The organism is Flavobacterium ginsenosidimutans, from assembly GCF_003254625.1.
Taxonomy (GTDB): domain Bacteria; phylum Bacteroidota; class Bacteroidia; order Flavobacteriales; family Flavobacteriaceae; genus Flavobacterium; species Flavobacterium ginsenosidimutans.
Map to the genome: position 1 here is coordinate 41,392 of NZ_QJRJ01000077.1, position 15,516 is coordinate 56,907.

Here is a 15,516-nt window from a genome sequence, read left to right on the forward strand (position 1 = left end):
AACCTAAAAAATAAAAGGCAAAATTACGTTTTTAGAATTGAACAACGCAACTTCGCCTTTTAAATTTAAAAAGTGAATTCTTAATTTACAGTCTTTACCAATTGATCTCGGCTAGAATCTCATTTTCTTTTACTTTTCCTAACTGAATTGTTTTCAAAGTTTTTGATGTTTTTCCAGCTTTAGTTGTATAAATTTCCAACATTACGGTTGCAGGACCATTTTCTGTTAATGTGCTTTCGCCAAAATAATTGGTTTTGATTTGATATTTTCCTTTTACCGCATTTCTAATCAAATATTGCTCTGGCCCATAACCTTGCGTAAAATCTTTTGAAAATCTTCCGCCAATCTCAGTGTTCTTATGGCTGTAGTAACATTCTTCTCCAGTTGGTTCAATTACATGTAAATCTAAATCGACATCCATTTGATTCCAGTTCATTATAATTCTGATATCTACAGGCATTTTTTCAAGATATTTTTTATCTAGTTTACCTGTTTTTAATCCTGGATGTTCACTCATCAAACGGTTAATATCCATTAAAATAATATCTTCTACACCTTCATATTGTCCACTCATTTCTCCATAATAATTTACTTCTAGAGATTTTACCAATTCGTCAAAAGCTGCCTGATATTTTCCTGCATCTTCAAGAGCCAATGCATAATCCCTTAAACTTTGTGGTTCATGCGCTCTCCATTTTGCCACTTGTTTTGCCGTAAATACTGCATCATCATAATCTTTCCATTGACGTAAAGTATAAGTAAGTGTTTTATAAAGCTGATGATTTTCTAAACCTAAATCGGCAATATTGCTGATTACTTGTAACGCTTTTTTCACGTCACCTTGATTATAGAAAAAATGTGCTACATCAAAATAAAAGCTCGGATTTCGTTCTTGTGATTTTCTAAGTTCAAAATACAAATCATATTGTTTTTCTTTTGGTGCTGAGGCTAAAGCTTTTAAATACAATCTGTCTGGATTCCAGATTTTATCTTTGTTTTTAGAATCAAAAGTTAGTGTATCAGTAACAGAATAATTTAAGGATGATACTGTCTCATTTCTTGTGTCAACTGCAACTCCCGCAACTCTTCCTTGCAATTTTTGCTGTACATCTCCATCCCTTGCAATAATTTGGCTAGAATTTGTGGTCATCCTCGCATATCCTACATAGACTACTTCTTCACTGGCTACTTTTTTATCTTTTATCTCTTCAATTTTTGGAGCATTATATACCGCATTATCTTCTTCCACAACACTCATTGCTGGAGCAGAGCCTACTGGTTCATCTATTGTTAAAACGGCATCAGGATCTCCTTTGATCGTTTCATTCGCTTTTTGCTTTTTGTATTTCGCTAAAGCTGCTGGGCTAGTTGTAACATTATTTTTCCACCAAGCATTAATACCTTTAAAATAGCTTTCAATACTTCCCCAATTATTTTTTTGTTGTGCCAATGCTCTATCTTGATCTTGTTTCTTAATTAGGTCAAAGTCAGCACGCAATTCTGCAGGTGGCAAAATATCATACATAATATAATCGCGGACCGTTTCCAGAACAATCAAAGAAGTATTTTTGGTTACGATTCCGAATTTCTTTCCGAGAAGCTCAATTTCATCAGCATTTTTAGCATATTCTAATTCAAGATTGGCGATTTTTTTCTGTGCCCAAAGTTTCTCAACATTAATATCAGTTGTGTTTTGAGTTGCTGCATCTAAAGTTATTTTTCGCTCTAAAACAACATCATTTCCATAACCAAAAAGCAAGGTGATTTCATTTTTTGGATTCAGAGAAATTCCTGAAAAACTAAAATTTCCAGAAACCGAAGTTCCTTCCATCGGAAATAAATCAGTCAAAGTTAGATTTTCTTTTATGCCTAAAAATTTCAAATTAACATTTGTCAATTTATCCAAAGCCGTTTCAGCATTTATCTGATTCAAATTGATCAGATTTCCACCTGTTTTCATTGAAGAAAAATTCAAAAAAGCAAAATCCGCAGAAACTGAAGATGTAATGGCATAAACAGGTTTTTTAGTTTTTGGAAGAAGATTTTCACTCAAAGAAGATAATCCGTCAGAGAAAAATAAATATTCATCTTGATTTTCAAAGTTAATTTGAGAGAAACGAGTTCCGCCATCGTATTTTGTTTTTTCTAAAATCGCTTTTAATTCAGACCAATTTCCATTCGAAATCACAAATTCTTTTTGTTTCTCAAAAGTATAATTCAAAAAGTATAAACTCACTTTTGTATTTTTTATCTTCTGAAAATAAGCGTCCAACAAATCCAATTCCTTTTTCAAATCTCGATTTTTGCAACTCAATGAATTATCCCAAATCAAACCAATTGAAGCTGGATTTTTTTTAACCATTTTATTTCCTTCAACAAAAGTGTTTCCATAGAAATAATACTGCCCGCCAACATTTTGGGTCACAACACTTGGAACATTTTGCTGTACTGGAATTTTAAATACTATTTTTTCAGAAGGCTGATAATTTTCTTTTTTTATAGACGCATTAAAAGACTGATTCCATTTCGAAAAAACAATTTCCTTTTCAGAATCTCCATTTACAGCCGGCTCCGCAGACGCTCCTAAAACCGAAACATTAATTTCAAATTTATCTAGTTTTTTAGGATAGCGACTCAACAATTGGTACACCAGATTGTCTTTATCGAAAGCTGAAAGTTCTTCTTCATAACCAATAACAACAATTCGCTCTCCATTTGGCATCAACGGATAAATTCTCGTTTTAAAGTTGTTCCCATCTACTTTTTCCAACAATCCGGGGTCAACACGTCGATGTTCAATTGCTTCAAAAACTTGTTTCCCTTTGTTTTTATTTACTGGAACAGCTTCGCGAAGTTTTCCGTTAATATCAATTGCATATCTAGAAACGGAAACATTTTCAGGCAATGGAAAAATAAGTTCGGCTTCCATTTGGCGTGTTCCAGAATTAAAAAAATGCATTTCAGAAGTGGTATAAGCAATATTGCCAACGACTTTTACATTGACTTTTAACTGACTCATTCTTACTTTCTCGGCATCATCACCTTTAACTGTCAATTCTGGACTTTGTGCAAAAGTTTTTGTTCCGATAAACAACAGAAAACAAAGTGATAAATAAAACTTTATTTGCGAAAACATCAACATTGAAAAAAGCGATTTTGATTTCATGGCATAGAAATTTAAAGTTGTATAAAAGTATAGAGAACAAAAAACTTAAAAAGGTTGGGAAAGATAAAAATATTTATACAAAAAAAATCCCCATCACTTCTTTCAAAGTAATAGGGATTCTTAAAAAACAATCTATTTTTAATTAATGCTATAAGAAAATTTAGAGATTCATTTTGCTTAAACTTAAATTATCTTATATCACTTATAGGATTTAAAGAAAATTATGCGTTGAAAATTTTCTCTTGGTGACCAATACTTTCTTGGTGAATTGCTTTGAACATTCTCAAAACGAACTCTTCTGTAAGACCTTTTTTCTCACCTTCCAAAATCATTTTTCCTAAAATTTCGTTCCAACGGTTGTTTTGAAGAATTGCAACGTTTGCATCTTTTTTCACTTGACCAATTTCGTCAGCAACTTTCATACGTTTTCCTAATAACTCTAATAAGTTAGCATCCAAAACGTCGATATTTGCTCTTAGTTTAGTCATTTTTTGGCTGTACTCGTCTGTAGTATCATCCGTTTTTCTGATAGTCAAATCTTTGATGATTTGTTTCAAAGCATCTGGAGTAACTTGTTGTGCAGCATCAGACCAAGCGTTGTCTGGATCAAAGTGTGTTTCGATGATCATACCATCGTAATTCAAGTCTAAAGCTTCTTGAGTTACTTCGAAAATCATTTTACGATCTCCAGTAATGTGAGATGGATCGATGATTAATGGTAAATCAGGGAATTTATTTTGTAATTCGATAGCAATTTGCCATTCTGGAATGTTTCTGTATTTTGTTTTTTCGTAAGTAGAGAAACCTCTGTGAATAACACCTAATTTCTCAATACCTGCCATGTGTAAACGCTCAACACCACCTAACCATAAAGCTAAATCTGGGTTTACTGGGTTTTTCACCAAAACAATTTTATCAGTTCCTTTTAATGTATCAGCAATTTCTTGAACTGCGAATGGGTTTGCAGTTGTACGTGCACCAACCCATAATACGTCGATATCGTGTTCTAAAGCTAGTTTACAGTGAGCTGCAGTTGCAACTTCAGTTCCCATTAATAAACCAGTTTCAGCTTTAGCTTTCTGTAACCATTTTAATCCAATTTCACCAACACCTTCAAATCCTCCTGGACGAGTTCTTGGTTTCCAGATTCCAGCTCTGAATACGCTTACTTTTGAATCTTTTAATTCGTGAGCAATTTTCAAAACCTGATCTTCAGTTTCTGCACTACAAGGTCCAGCTATCACAAGTGGGTGATTTAAATTGAAATCCTCTAACCACTTTCTCATTTCTTTCTTATTTTCCATCTTTTTTATAGTTTACTTTTTTATAGTTATTCCGTTTAATATTTCTCTAATTTTATTTACACCTTCCATTTCTTCAAAAATGGCACTGTAATTATCGTCTGCCAGCAAATCTCTAAACTGAGTTAAATTTGCAATATAACCTTCTAAGGTTTCCAGAACGTATTCTTTGTTTTGTTTAAAAATTGGTGTCCACATTGCAGGTGAACTTTTTGCCAGACGAACGGTGCTTTCAAATCCACTACCCGCCATATCAAAAATATCTTGTTCGTCTTTTTCTTTGATCATTACTGTTTTTCCGAGCATAAACGAACTAATGTGCGATAAATGCGAAACGTAAGCAATGTGTTTATCGTGCGAAACGGGATCCATATATCGAATTCTCATTCCAATTTCTGCGAAAAGATTTAATGCCTTTTCTTGCAGTTTAAAAGTGGTTTTTTCCACTTCACAAATAATGTTTGTTTTTCCTTTAAACAAACCTTTTATTGCTGCTGAAGGTCCAGAAAACTCTGTTCCTGCAATTGGATGCGTGGCAATAAAATTTCTTCTTTTCGGATGATTCGCTACTGCATCGCAGATTGGCTTTTTTGTCGATCCTACTTCAAAGACAATGGTCTTATCTCCAACGGCATCCAGAACTTTCGGCAAAACTGTCAGCGCAACATCTACCGGAACTGAAACGATTACAAAATCTGCTTTTTGCAAATCTTCAAAGCTTCCCGCTTCGTCAATAACTCCAAGATCAAGTGCTTCTTGCAAATGTTTTTCGTTATTGTCAATTCCGAAAATAGTCGCATTCGGATGCTTCTCTTTGATGTCCAACACCATTGAGCCGCCTATTAATCCTATTCCTATTACGTATACTTTCATATTTATTTTAAATTCCAAGTTTTAAAATTGCTTCGCCTGTTCGCTATCGCTCGAGTCCAAATCCAAATCTTGCTTTTCAATTTGTCACCCTGAGCGATCCCGAGGCTTCGGGAGAAGGGCGTTCCAATTGGCACGGGCTTCGACTCCGCTCAGCCTGACAATCTGGATAAAAATCTTAATACTTAATTCTAAAGTCTTAATACTTAAAACCTATCAATCGCTTCTTGTACTTTCTCTTCTTTCACACACAATGAGAATCTGATATACCCTTCACCGTTGCTTCCAAAAATGGTTCCCGGTGTAATGAAAATATGTTTCTCATATAATATTTCGTCAATGAACTTCTCTGCCGATTCGATTCCTTCCGGAAGTTTTGCCCAGACAAAAAGTCCAACTCCTTCTTTATATACTTTACAGCCTAATTTTTCTGCCAGTTTTTCGGTTAATTCTCTACGGCGTCTGTAAATTTTGTTTTGGTCTTCGAACCAAGATTTATCACATTTTAAAGCTGCAATTGCACCTTTCTGAATTCCGTAGAACATTCCGCTGTCCATGTTACTTTTCACTTTTAGAACCGCATCAATAATTTCAGGATTTCCTAAAACCATTCCTACTCTCCAGCCTGCCATGTTGAATGTTTTACTTAAAGAGTTTAATTCTAAAGCCACATCTTTCGCACCTTCAACTTGAAGTAAACTCATCGGATTATCATTCAAAACAAAACTATACGGATTGTCGTTGATCAATAATATGTTGTGTTTTTTAGCAAAAGCAACCAATTTTTCAAATAACGCTAAACTTCCTCTAGCTCCTGTTGGCATGTGCGGATATCCCAGCCACATTATTTTTACTTTCTCCAGCTCTAATTTTTCTAAAGCTTCGAAGTCTGGTTCCCATGCATTTTCTTCTTTCAAATCATAATAAACTGGAACTGCTTCAACCAAATTGGTTACCGAAGTATAAGTCGGATAACCTGGATTCGGAATTAAAACGTGATCGCCTGGATTTAAAAATGCAAGCGAAATATGCATTATTCCTTCTTTCGAACCCATAAGAGGTAAAATCTCATTATTAGGATTCACTTCAACACCAAACTGATCACGATAAAAATCTGCCATCGCCTGCCTCATTTCTGGTAATCCCTGATAGCTTTGATAGCCATGTCCGTTTTCGTCTTGAATTGCCGCAGCGACTGCTTCAATTACTGCTTTTGACGGACTCAAATCAGGGCTTCCAATTCCCATGTTGATGATCGATTTTCCTTCAGACATCAACTGACGAACTTCTCTTAGTTTTGATGAGAAGTAGTATTCTTCAACTGTGTCTAATCGTTTTGCTGTTGTAATCATTGTTTTTAATTTTTGCTATATGCTTTAAGCTTTACGCTGTATGCTTTTCTCTTCTTTACTTTAAGACTTTCGACTTTCCGACTTTAATACTTAAGGTCTGGTATTTTTATATTCTCCCAACACTTTAAAATATTCTGCCATAATATTTAATAATGCTTTGGCTTTTGCAAAATCTTCGTATTTCTCGAATGTCACGTCTACGAAGAATGAATATTTCCAAGGTGTTTCGATTTTTGGAAGCGACTGGATTTTTGTCAAATTCAGTTTGCAGTCACTCATTACATTCAAAACCGCAGCTAAACTTCCTCTTTTATGATCTAATTCAAATTTTACAGATGCTCTATTAATTTCGCTTTCTGGCAAAAATGAATTTTGCTTTTTGATGATTACGAAACGCGTCATATTGTTTTTAATCGTTTGAATCGACGGTGCAATAATATCTAGATCGTACATTTCAGCAGCCGTAACACTTGCAATTGCTGCAATTCCAGTCAATTGTTTTTCCTGAATTCTTCTTGCTGTTTCCGCTGTATCTTTATCCTCAACCAATTTGATATTTGGATATTGTTTCAAGAAATCCATACACTGCAAAAGTGCCATTGGGTGCGAATGAACTTCTCTAATATCTTCAATTTTCTGACCTTTTAAAGCCATTAAATTTTGCTGAATATTTAAATAATGCTCTCCAATAATGTGCAAATTATTCTTGTCGATCAAGGCATAATTTGGAATAATTGGCCCCGCAATCGAGTTTTCGATCGCCATAACCGCCTGATCTGATTTTCCGGCAATAAGGCTGTCGATCAATTCTTCAAAAGACAAACATTCATCAATATCCACACTTTCAGAGAAATACTCTTTCACAACTTGATGATGAAATGATCCTTTAATACCTTGTATTGCAATTTTCGTTGTCATATAGTCAAAAAAAAATCCTGATTTGCATCAGGATTGTATATTAGTTTTATTTGTCTTAAAATTTTATCTCAAATAACCATAGCACAATCCTGACTTCTACTAAAGAAGAAATAAAAGTTGTTGCTAAAATAAAAACGGTTACTTGCCATTTTGTTTGTGTTATTTTGTAAATTCTCTGCGAATGTATAAATTATTTTTAGTGCACCAAAAAAAAGATTGCATTTTATGAAACAAAAAAGGATTTCTTAACAAATTTAGCAGGTTTTGTATGATAATATAAAAATATGGGCTTAAAATGAGAATATTAAAATGAGTTTCTGAGGTTCTAAGTTACTGAGAGTCTAAGATTTTTTTGCCACGAATTCACGAATTGACTCAAATCATTATGATTATAAAATATAATTTCACTGATTTTTCAAATAAAATTCGTGAATTTGTGGCTATAAAAAAAGCAGCTATCATTACAATAACTGCTTTTATATATCAAATTAAAAATCTAAAATCTCAGATCTAAACTCTAAAATAATTAAGATCCACACATTTCACAATCCTCAGGATCTGCAGCTTGTGCTTTTAAAAGCATTGCTTTGTAATCCTCAACGCTGATTGATTCAGTTTCTGCAACTAATGTTGGAGCAGTTTCTTCTTTTTTATCGTTGTTTAATGTGAATTTAATTGCATCTACAGCTGCTTTTGTTCTTAGGTAATACATTCCTGTTTTTAAACCAGACTGCCAAGCGTAGAAGTGCATTGAAGTTAGTTTAGAATAGTTGGCATCCTGCATGAATAAGTTCAACGATTGAGACTGGTCAATAAAATAACCTCTTTGACGAGACATATCGATAATATCTTTCATCGACATTTCCCAAACTGTTTTATAAAGGTCTTTTAAGTCTTGCGGAATCTTATCGATATTTTGAACAGATCCGTTATGACGCATAATTTCTTGCTTCAAATCTTCGTTCCATAAACCTAGTTTTACTAAGTCTTCTAGTAAATGTTTGTTTACTACGATGAACTCCCCAGACAATACACGACGTGTATAAATGTTAGATGTATATGGTTCGAAAGCTTCGTTGTTTCCAAGAATTTGTGAAGTCGAAGCAGTTGGCATTGGTGCTACTAACAATGAGTTACGAACTCCGTGCTCTACAACTTCTTTTCTTAATGAAGCCCAGTCCCAACGACCTGATAATTCTTCATCTTTCATTCCCCACATATTGTGCTGGAATTCTCCTTGTGACATTGGCGAACCTTCGAAAGTTGAATATGGCCCTTCTTCTTTTGCCATTTCCATAGAAGCGGTTACAGCAGCGAAATATAATGTCTCGAAAATTTCTTGGTTTAATTTTTTAGCTTCATCGCTTGTAAACGGCATACGCAACATGATGAAAGCATCTGCTAAACCTTGCACACCTAAACCAACTGGACGGTGACGCATGTTAGAGTTTTCCGCTTCTTTTACTGGATAATAGTTTCTATCGATTACTTTGTTCAAATTACGAGTTACACGTTTTGTAACATTGTAAAGCGCTTGGTGATCAAATTGTCCATTATCAATAAACATTGGTAAAGAGATTGAAGCCAAGTTACAAACTGCAATTTCATCTTTAGAAGTAAACTCCATAATCTCTGTACACAAGTTAGAAGAACGAATAGTTCCTAAATTCTTGTGGTTCGATTTACGGTTTGCCGCATCTTTATACAACATATATGGTGTTCCAGTCTCGATTTGAGATTCTAGGATTTTTTCCCATAACTCACGAGCGCGGATTGTTTTTCTTCCTTTTCCTCTAAATTCATAATCTGTATATAATGCTTCGAATTCATCTCCGTAAACATCATATAATCCTGGACATTCGTTCGGGCACATTAAAGTCCACGTTGAATCTTCCTGAACACGTTTCATGAATAAATCTGAAGTCCACATTGCGAAAAATAAATCTCTCGCACGCATTTCTTCTTTTCCTGTGTTTTTCTTTAAATCTAAGAAATCAAAGATATCAGCATGCCAAGTTTCGATGTAAATCGCAAAACTTCCTTTACGTTTTCCTCCACCTTGATCTACATAACGCGCTGTATCGTTGAAAACTCTCAACATCGGAACAATTCCGTTTGAAGTTCCATTTGTACCACGAATATAAGATCCTGTTGCACGAACGTTATGAATAGAAAGTCCAATTCCTCCCGCTGATTGCGAGATTTTTGCTGTTTGTTTTAATGTATCGTAAATTCCGTCAATACTATCGTCTTGCATTGCCAAAAGGAAACAAGAAGACATTTGTGGTTTTGGAGTTCCAGCATTGAACAATGTTGGCGTTGCATGCGTAAAGAACTTTTTAGACATTAAATCGTAAGTTTCAATTACTGATTTTAAATCATCTAAGTGAATACCAACCGAAACACGCATCAGCATGTGCTGCGGACGCTCTACGATTTTTCCGTTTATTTTAAGAAGATAAGAACGTTCTAAAGTTTTGAAACCAAAGTAATCGTAATTAAAATCTCTTGTATAAATAATATGAGAATCTAAAAAAGCTGCATTTTCTTGAATCACTTTAAATACGTCATCAGCAATTAACGGTGCATCTTGACCATTTCTTGGATTAACGTAGTGATACATATCTTTCATCGTCTCTGAGAAAGATTTTTTAGTATTTGAATGCAGGTTAGAAATTGCTACACGAGCTGCCAATTGAGCATAATCTGGATGCGCAATTGTCATAGAAGCCGCTGTTTCTGCTGCAAGATTATCAAGTTCAGAAGTCGAAACCCCATCATACAATCCTTCGATAACTCTCATCGCTACCTTTACTGGATCTACGAGCTCATTCAAGCCGTAACACAATTTTTTGATTCTTTCTGTAATCTTATCAAACATTACGGGCTCTCTGTGGCCATCTCTTTTTACTACATACATAAGCTTACCTTTTATAGTTATTGAAAAAATGAAAGTACCTAGAGAACGAACTCCAGCACTTAAACATTGCGTGTTTTTAAATTATTTTTTGAGAATTACCGAATTCTCAATAGCTACTCGTTTCAAATTCGAATTTCGAATTTAAATGCGTCAAAAATTGCTATTGAATCTGCGACTTGGGGAAAGAGATTCAACCTTAAAATATTTTTTTGTAATCTTTTTTTCAGTATCTCTAGAAGATAGACACTAAAAGTATTTTTGTTGTCTAAAAATCTGCATCAAATGAAATTTTTTGAGCGTCACTATCTGTGTTCATCACACCAGATTTTTGATACTCTGCAACACGTTTTTCAAAGAAATTAGTTTTTCCTTGAAGAGAAATCATGTCCATGAAATCGAATGGATTTGCTGATCCATATACACGCTCGCAACCTAATTCTACTAATAATCTATCGGCAACGAACTCTAAATATTGTGTCATTAAAGTAGCGTTCATACCAATCAAACTTACCGGAAGAGATTCTGTTACAAATTGTCTTTCGATATCTAAGGCATCGACAATAATTTCTTTAATTCTTTCTTTTGGAACTTTGTTTACCAAATGGTGATTGTGCAAGTGAACCGCAAAATCACAATGTACGCCTTCGTCACGAGAAATCAACTCGTTAGAAAATGTTAAACCTGGCATTAAACCACGTTTTTTCAACCAATAAATTGAACAGAAAGCTCCTGAGAAAAAGATTCCTTCAACAGCAGCAAAAGCAATAAGTCTTTCAGCAAATGAATCAGACTCGATCCATTTTAAAGCCCATTCTCCTTTTTTAGCAATTGCAGGGAATACTTCTAAAGCGTTAAACAATTCTGTTTTTTCTGCTTCGTCTTTAACGTAAGTATCAATTAATAATGAATAAGTTTCACTATGGATATTCTCCATCATGATTTGAAATCCGTAGAAAAATTTCGCTTCAGCATATTGCACTTCATTTACAAAATTTTCAGCAAGGTTTTCGTTTACGATTCCATCAGAAGCCGCAAAAAATGCTAAAATATGTTTAATGAAATATCTTTCGTCGTCATTCAACTTATTATTCCAATCTGTCAAATCTTGGTGCAAGTCGATTTCTTCTGCAGTCCAAAAACTTGCTTCCATCTTCTTATACCATTCCCAAATATCATGATGTTTAATCGGAAAAATAACGAAGCGGTTTTTATTTTCTTGTAATATTGGTTCGATTTGTGACATGACAGATTCTGTTAATTTTTTTATTGAATTTTTACTCATTCAGTAGACTACAAAGATTGTCAATTAACGTCAAAAATAAAAGCCAAACTTATTCACAATCGGACGTAGTTTTTAACAAAGGCCTAAATTTGAAAAATTTTTCAGACAATAATTAATTTGCTGCTAATGAGTCGATTAAAAATGTTTTCTATTGCTCAAAGCCCGTAAAATATAGACTTTTTCGAATAAAAAGCAAGAAATTTTAAATAGTTTTAAAAAGTTTTTTTTGAGTCAAAACTTTATTTTTTCAAGTCAAAAGATGTAGTCAAAAAGACTATATTTTTCAGTGTGGATTTTATGAATTTTTATGCTCTTCAGCAACCTTTTCAAGTTCCAAATACCAGTCTTCGCCAAAACGTCTAATTAACGCTTCTTTTACAAATTTGTAAACTGGAACTTCTAATGCTGCACCCAATGAGCAAGCATCATCGCAAATATCCCATTTGTCATAATTGACCGCCGCAAATTCTGTGAAGTCTTTTACGCGAATTGGATACAAATGGCAAGAAACTGGTTTTTTCCAATCAACGACTCCTTGGTTGTACGCTTGTTCGATTCCGCAAAGTGCAGTTTTTCCGTCGAAAATTACATAAGCACAATCTTTATTATCAATAAGCGGAGTTTCTAAATCACCATCAGTTCCTTTTACCCAAGTTCCCTGCGCCTCGATTGCTTCTATTCCTTCTTTTCTTAAAAAAGGTTTTACTTTAGGATAGATTTCTTCTAAGATTTTAGTTTCAGCCTCATTTAAAGGCGCGCCCGCATCTCCATCAACGCAACAAGCTCCTTTACAAGCAGACAAGTTGCACACAAATTCTTTTTCCAGAATATCTTCTGAAATAATAGTTTTACCTAACTGAAACATGATATTTAATACTGTAATTTATAAAGTGCAAAGATAGTCAAAGAAAGCAGATAATTTTTTATTCTTTTTTCACGCAGATTTGGCAGATATGAGCAGATAAAGAGATTGATTTTATTTGGTAAATCTTAAAAACGATGAAAATGATTTAAGAAAATTGAAAATCTGCTCATATCTGCTAAATCTGCGTGAAATTTTTTTATACTATCCAAAAAAAATCTTCAGAGTTGTCTTTGATTTAGCAATCTAAACCACACAATTGTTACAAATATCACTTTTTTAGCTAATAAAACATGTTTTTATAACAAAAATACATTGTAACGAAAAATCACCTAACTTTATTAACTACTTTTGCAGCAGTTTTTTAAACCCTAAAAATCAAAGCGATATGTTAGAAATCGATTTTAAAGAAATCATTACCGTTAGTATGGTACTTTTTGCCGTAATTGATATTGTTGGATCAATTCCTATTATTGTGAATTTAAGAGCAAAAGTCGGTCACATAGAATCTGAAAAAGCTTCTATCGTTGCAGGAGCGATTATGATTGTTTTTCTTTTTGTTGGAGAAGGTTTACTGAACTTAATTGGCATTGATGTGCATTCATTTGCCGTTGCGGGATCGTTTGTATTGTTTTTTCTTGCTTTGGAAATGATTTTAGGAATCAGAATTTATCGTGACGAAGAACCTGGATCTGCATCTATTGTACCTTTGGCTTTTCCTTTGATTGCTGGAGCAGGAACAATGACTACTTTATTATCACTTCGATCTCAATTTCACACCATTAATATTATCATCGCAATTTTGCTAAATATTATCTTGGTTTACGTCGTTTTAAAGTCCTCGAAAAAAATCGAAAATTTGTTAGGAGAAAACGGACTTGGAGTGGTTCGCAAGACATTTGGAGTAATACTTTTAGCTATTGCTGTTAAATTATTCGCCGCTAATGTTAAAGGTTTGTTTGTCTAAAATTAATTTTTATACATTTACCCCGTAAATTATTCTAAAAATAAAACTCTTAATCATTTTTCTAGAGTTCTACTTTATTATTTTAGACAAACAAAAACAATCTTATGAAAATTTTCACTTCAATCTTAGTGCTTTTGGCATTAGCTTTAATTGTTTTTAATATTACGTTATTAGACTTTAAAAACCCTTTTCAAGGAGATAGTATGGTAGCTTTTATTGGAATCGCCGCTTCATTTTGCGCTGTTTTGATTCTTTTGATTTTTAGAATTTCGAAAAGAATTGAAGAAAAAATGAATGACAACAGATAATATGTTTGATGTTTTAATTATTGGCGGAGGAGTATCTGGAATGTCTTGCGCTCTTGTCTTAGGATCCGCAAAAAACAAAACTTTTGTTACTGACAAAAAAATCGGAATTTTTACTCATCAGAAAAATTCTTCTTTACAAGAGGCAATATTCTATAACGCTTACGGAATTACTCCAGGAAAATTAGGTTCTGAGCTTTTAACTGAAAGCACACAGGATTTAGCAACCACTTACCCGCATATTAATCAGATTCCAAATGAAAAGGTGATGAAAATTGAGGGCAGTTATCCTGAATTTACCGTAGTGACCAACAAAAATTCATACAAAACAAAAAATATCGTGGTCGGAATTGGTTCTGCTAATACTTTCGACATTGAAGGTTTAATGCAATTTGTTGAGCCTCATAAAAAAGCACTTCCTGAAAAACAACGTATTCAGCTTAAAAACGAAGATCATAAAGTTGCTGACGGAATTTATGCAATTGGGACTTTGGCAGGCTGGAGAAGTCAGCTTGCAATTGCAGCCGGAAGTGGCGCTGCTGTAGCAACAGATATTCTGACTTTATGGAATAACGGCGTACAGACTCACGCACACGATAGTATTCGATAATTTTTTTGTTTTTACCATTAAGAGATTAAGAAAAATTAAGTTTTATTCTGACGCAAACTTAATTATCAAGTTACATTAAGAAAAAAACTCAAAACATAAAACCATTAAGAGATTAAGAAAATAAGCCATACAGCTTAATAAACTTAATCTCTTAATGGTTTTAAAGTAATTTTATGTTTCTGTTATTTCACCGAAACGATTTCTGTTACTTTAATATGGTTTTCATCGTCGGTTTTCCATTTTTCTCCTTTTACAGAAACTACATCTCCAATTTTTAATTGTTTATAGTTTTGAGGTCCGCCAACGTTTACAATACTAATTGTTGCAAAATATACTTCTTTAGCATCTGTAGTAATTTTTGCTGTGTAACCATCTTTTCCAGCTTCAATAGAATCTACTTTTCCTGAAACTGCTGCATTAGCATCGTTTTTCATAGTGGTGCATGAGATTACAAAAGTCATTAGAAGTACTAAGAAACTTATTCTTTTTAGATTTTTCATATAATTTAATTTAACCGCGAAGTTCGCCAATGTTTATGCTTATTTCAACGGATTTATTTTAAGTTAATATTATTTTTCCAGCTTCAAACTTTATGCCAGCTGAACGCAGCTTCCTGCGATAACTTTTAAATTTTTACCCGATTTTTTCCAAACTCTAATATATTTGAAAACCCCATTTATTGGATTATTATCATAAGCTCCTTTTAATGAAACTGTAACAGCAACTATAGCCGAATCATCAATTATATTGACAATTTGATCTGAAGCTTCTAAAAAATCTATTTTCATTTTTCCCGAACGATACGATTGCAGATCAAAATCTTTAGTTATCGTTTGTCCGTCTGGCATATTGAATAATAAATCGTCATGAAGAATTGTTTCTAAAGCCAAAATATCCGATTTCTTAATAGCAGTTAAAAGTTCGATTTCTGCATTAATAACGGTTTCTACTTTCATGATATAA

At 33.6% G+C, this 15,516-nt stretch carries 13 protein-coding genes; 3 read left to right on the forward strand and 10 right to left on the reverse strand.

Annotation, left to right across the window (positions count from 1 at the left end; translation table 11 throughout):
- Nucleotides 1-94 precede the first annotated feature (94 nt).
- The 8 genes from DM444_RS12045 to DM444_RS12080 all read right to left on the reverse strand — a co-directional run bounded on the left by DM444_RS12045 (nt 95) and on the right by DM444_RS12080 (nt 12,674).
- Nucleotides 95-3,166 carry a VIT domain-containing protein gene (locus DM444_RS12045; RefSeq protein WP_239455670.1) on the reverse strand — a complete coding sequence of 1,024 codons (3,072 nt, stop codon included), beginning with the start codon at nt 3,164-3,166 and terminating at the stop codon, nt 95-97.
- A 221-nt stretch (nt 3,167-3,387) separates the two neighbouring features.
- Nucleotides 3,388-4,470 carry a bifunctional 3-deoxy-7-phosphoheptulonate synthase/chorismate mutase type II gene (locus tag DM444_RS12050; protein WP_053472520.1) on the reverse strand — a complete coding sequence of 361 codons (1,083 nt, stop codon included), beginning with the start codon at nt 4,468-4,470 and terminating at the stop codon, nt 3,388-3,390.
- Nucleotides 4,471-4,482: 12 nt separating this feature from the next.
- On the reverse strand, nt 4,483-5,340 hold the full coding sequence (locus tag DM444_RS12055) for a prephenate dehydrogenase (RefSeq protein ID WP_111286964.1): 858 nt from the start codon (nt 5,338-5,340) through the stop codon (nt 4,483-4,485).
- A 203-nt stretch (nt 5,341-5,543) separates the two neighbouring features.
- Nucleotides 5,544-6,689: a pyridoxal phosphate-dependent aminotransferase gene (locus tag DM444_RS12060; RefSeq protein WP_111286966.1), complete on the reverse strand. Its 1,146-nt coding sequence runs from the start codon at nt 6,687-6,689 to the stop codon at nt 5,544-5,546.
- 90 nt (nt 6,690-6,779) lie between these two features.
- A complete protein-coding gene (locus DM444_RS12065; RefSeq protein ID WP_111286968.1) occupies nt 6,780-7,607 on the reverse strand; it encodes a prephenate dehydratase in 828 nt (275 codons plus the stop codon).
- 526 nt (nt 7,608-8,133) lie between these two features.
- The gene (locus DM444_RS12070; RefSeq protein WP_111286970.1) at nt 8,134-10,527 is read right to left on the reverse strand and encodes a ribonucleoside-diphosphate reductase subunit alpha; all 2,394 of its coding nucleotides are present in this window, start codon (nt 10,525-10,527) and stop codon (nt 8,134-8,136) included.
- Nucleotides 10,528-10,792: 265 nt separating this feature from the next.
- A complete protein-coding gene (locus DM444_RS12075) occupies nt 10,793-11,770 on the reverse strand; it encodes a ribonucleotide-diphosphate reductase subunit beta (protein WP_111287426.1) in 978 nt (325 codons plus the stop codon).
- 334 nt (nt 11,771-12,104) lie between these two features.
- Nucleotides 12,105-12,674, reverse strand: coding sequence for a DUF3109 family protein (locus DM444_RS12080; RefSeq protein WP_111286972.1), 570 nt, complete (start codon nt 12,672-12,674; stop codon nt 12,105-12,107).
- A gap of 385 nt (nt 12,675-13,059) precedes the next feature.
- On the opposite strand from DM444_RS12080, the gene DM444_RS12085 reads away from it, so the two are divergent.
- From DM444_RS12085 to DM444_RS12095, 3 genes are all read left to right on the forward strand, one after another.
- Nucleotides 13,060-13,638: a MarC family protein gene (locus tag DM444_RS12085; protein ID WP_056208369.1), complete on the forward strand. Its 579-nt coding sequence runs from the start codon at nt 13,060-13,062 to the stop codon at nt 13,636-13,638.
- A 104-nt stretch (nt 13,639-13,742) separates the two neighbouring features.
- Entirely contained in the window at nt 13,743-13,946 is a 204-nt protein-coding gene (locus tag DM444_RS12090) for a hypothetical protein (RefSeq protein ID WP_008465053.1), read from the forward strand.
- A 1-nt stretch (nt 13,947) separates the two neighbouring features.
- Nucleotides 13,948-14,553, forward strand: a complete 606-nt coding sequence (locus DM444_RS12095) for an FAD-dependent oxidoreductase (RefSeq protein WP_111287432.1) — start codon at nt 13,948-13,950, stop codon at nt 14,551-14,553.
- A gap of 182 nt (nt 14,554-14,735) precedes the next feature.
- On the opposite strand, the gene DM444_RS12100 is transcribed toward DM444_RS12095, so the two are convergent.
- Together DM444_RS12100 and DM444_RS12105 are read right to left on the reverse strand one after the other, a co-directional pair.
- Nucleotides 14,736-15,053 carry a hypothetical protein gene (locus DM444_RS12100; RefSeq protein ID WP_111286974.1) on the reverse strand — a complete coding sequence of 106 codons (318 nt, stop codon included), beginning with the start codon at nt 15,051-15,053 and terminating at the stop codon, nt 14,736-14,738.
- 90 nt (nt 15,054-15,143) lie between these two features.
- Entirely contained in the window at nt 15,144-15,509 is a 366-nt protein-coding gene (locus DM444_RS12105) for a nuclear transport factor 2 family protein (protein ID WP_111286976.1), read from the reverse strand.
- Nucleotides 15,510-15,516 lie beyond the last annotated feature (7 nt).

Coding starts and splice junctions, on each gene's coding strand:
- DM444_RS12045 (WP_239455670.1), bottom strand. CDS start 3,166: ATGAAATCAAAATCGCTTTTTTCAATGTTGATGTTTTCGCAAATAAAG.
- DM444_RS12050 (WP_053472520.1), bottom strand. CDS start 4,470: ATGGAAAATAAGAAAGAAATGAGAAAGTGGTTAGAGGATTTCAATTTA.
- DM444_RS12055 (WP_111286964.1), bottom strand. CDS start 5,340: ATGAAAGTATACGTAATAGGAATAGGATTAATAGGCGGCTCAATGGTG.
- DM444_RS12060 (WP_111286966.1), bottom strand. CDS start 6,689: ATGATTACAACAGCAAAACGATTAGACACAGTTGAAGAATACTACTTC.
- DM444_RS12065 (WP_111286968.1), bottom strand. CDS start 7,607: ATGACAACGAAAATTGCAATACAAGGTATTAAAGGATCATTTCATCAT.
- DM444_RS12070 (WP_111286970.1), bottom strand. CDS start 10,527: ATGTATGTAGTAAAAAGAGATGGCCACAGAGAGCCCGTAATGTTTGAT.
- DM444_RS12075 (WP_111287426.1), bottom strand. CDS start 11,770: ATGTCACAAATCGAACCAATATTACAAGAAAATAAAAACCGCTTCGTT.
- DM444_RS12080 (WP_111286972.1), bottom strand. CDS start 12,674: ATGTTTCAGTTAGGTAAAACTATTATTTCAGAAGATATTCTGGAAAAA.
- DM444_RS12085 (WP_056208369.1), top strand. CDS start 13,060: ATGTTAGAAATCGATTTTAAAGAAATCATTACCGTTAGTATGGTACTT.
- DM444_RS12090 (WP_008465053.1), top strand. CDS start 13,743: ATGAAAATTTTCACTTCAATCTTAGTGCTTTTGGCATTAGCTTTAATT.
- DM444_RS12095 (WP_111287432.1), top strand. CDS start 13,948: ATGTTTGATGTTTTAATTATTGGCGGAGGAGTATCTGGAATGTCTTGC.
- DM444_RS12100 (WP_111286974.1), bottom strand. CDS start 15,053: ATGAAAAATCTAAAAAGAATAAGTTTCTTAGTACTTCTAATGACTTTT.
- DM444_RS12105 (WP_111286976.1), bottom strand. CDS start 15,509: ATGAAAGTAGAAACCGTTATTAATGCAGAAATCGAACTTTTAACTGCT.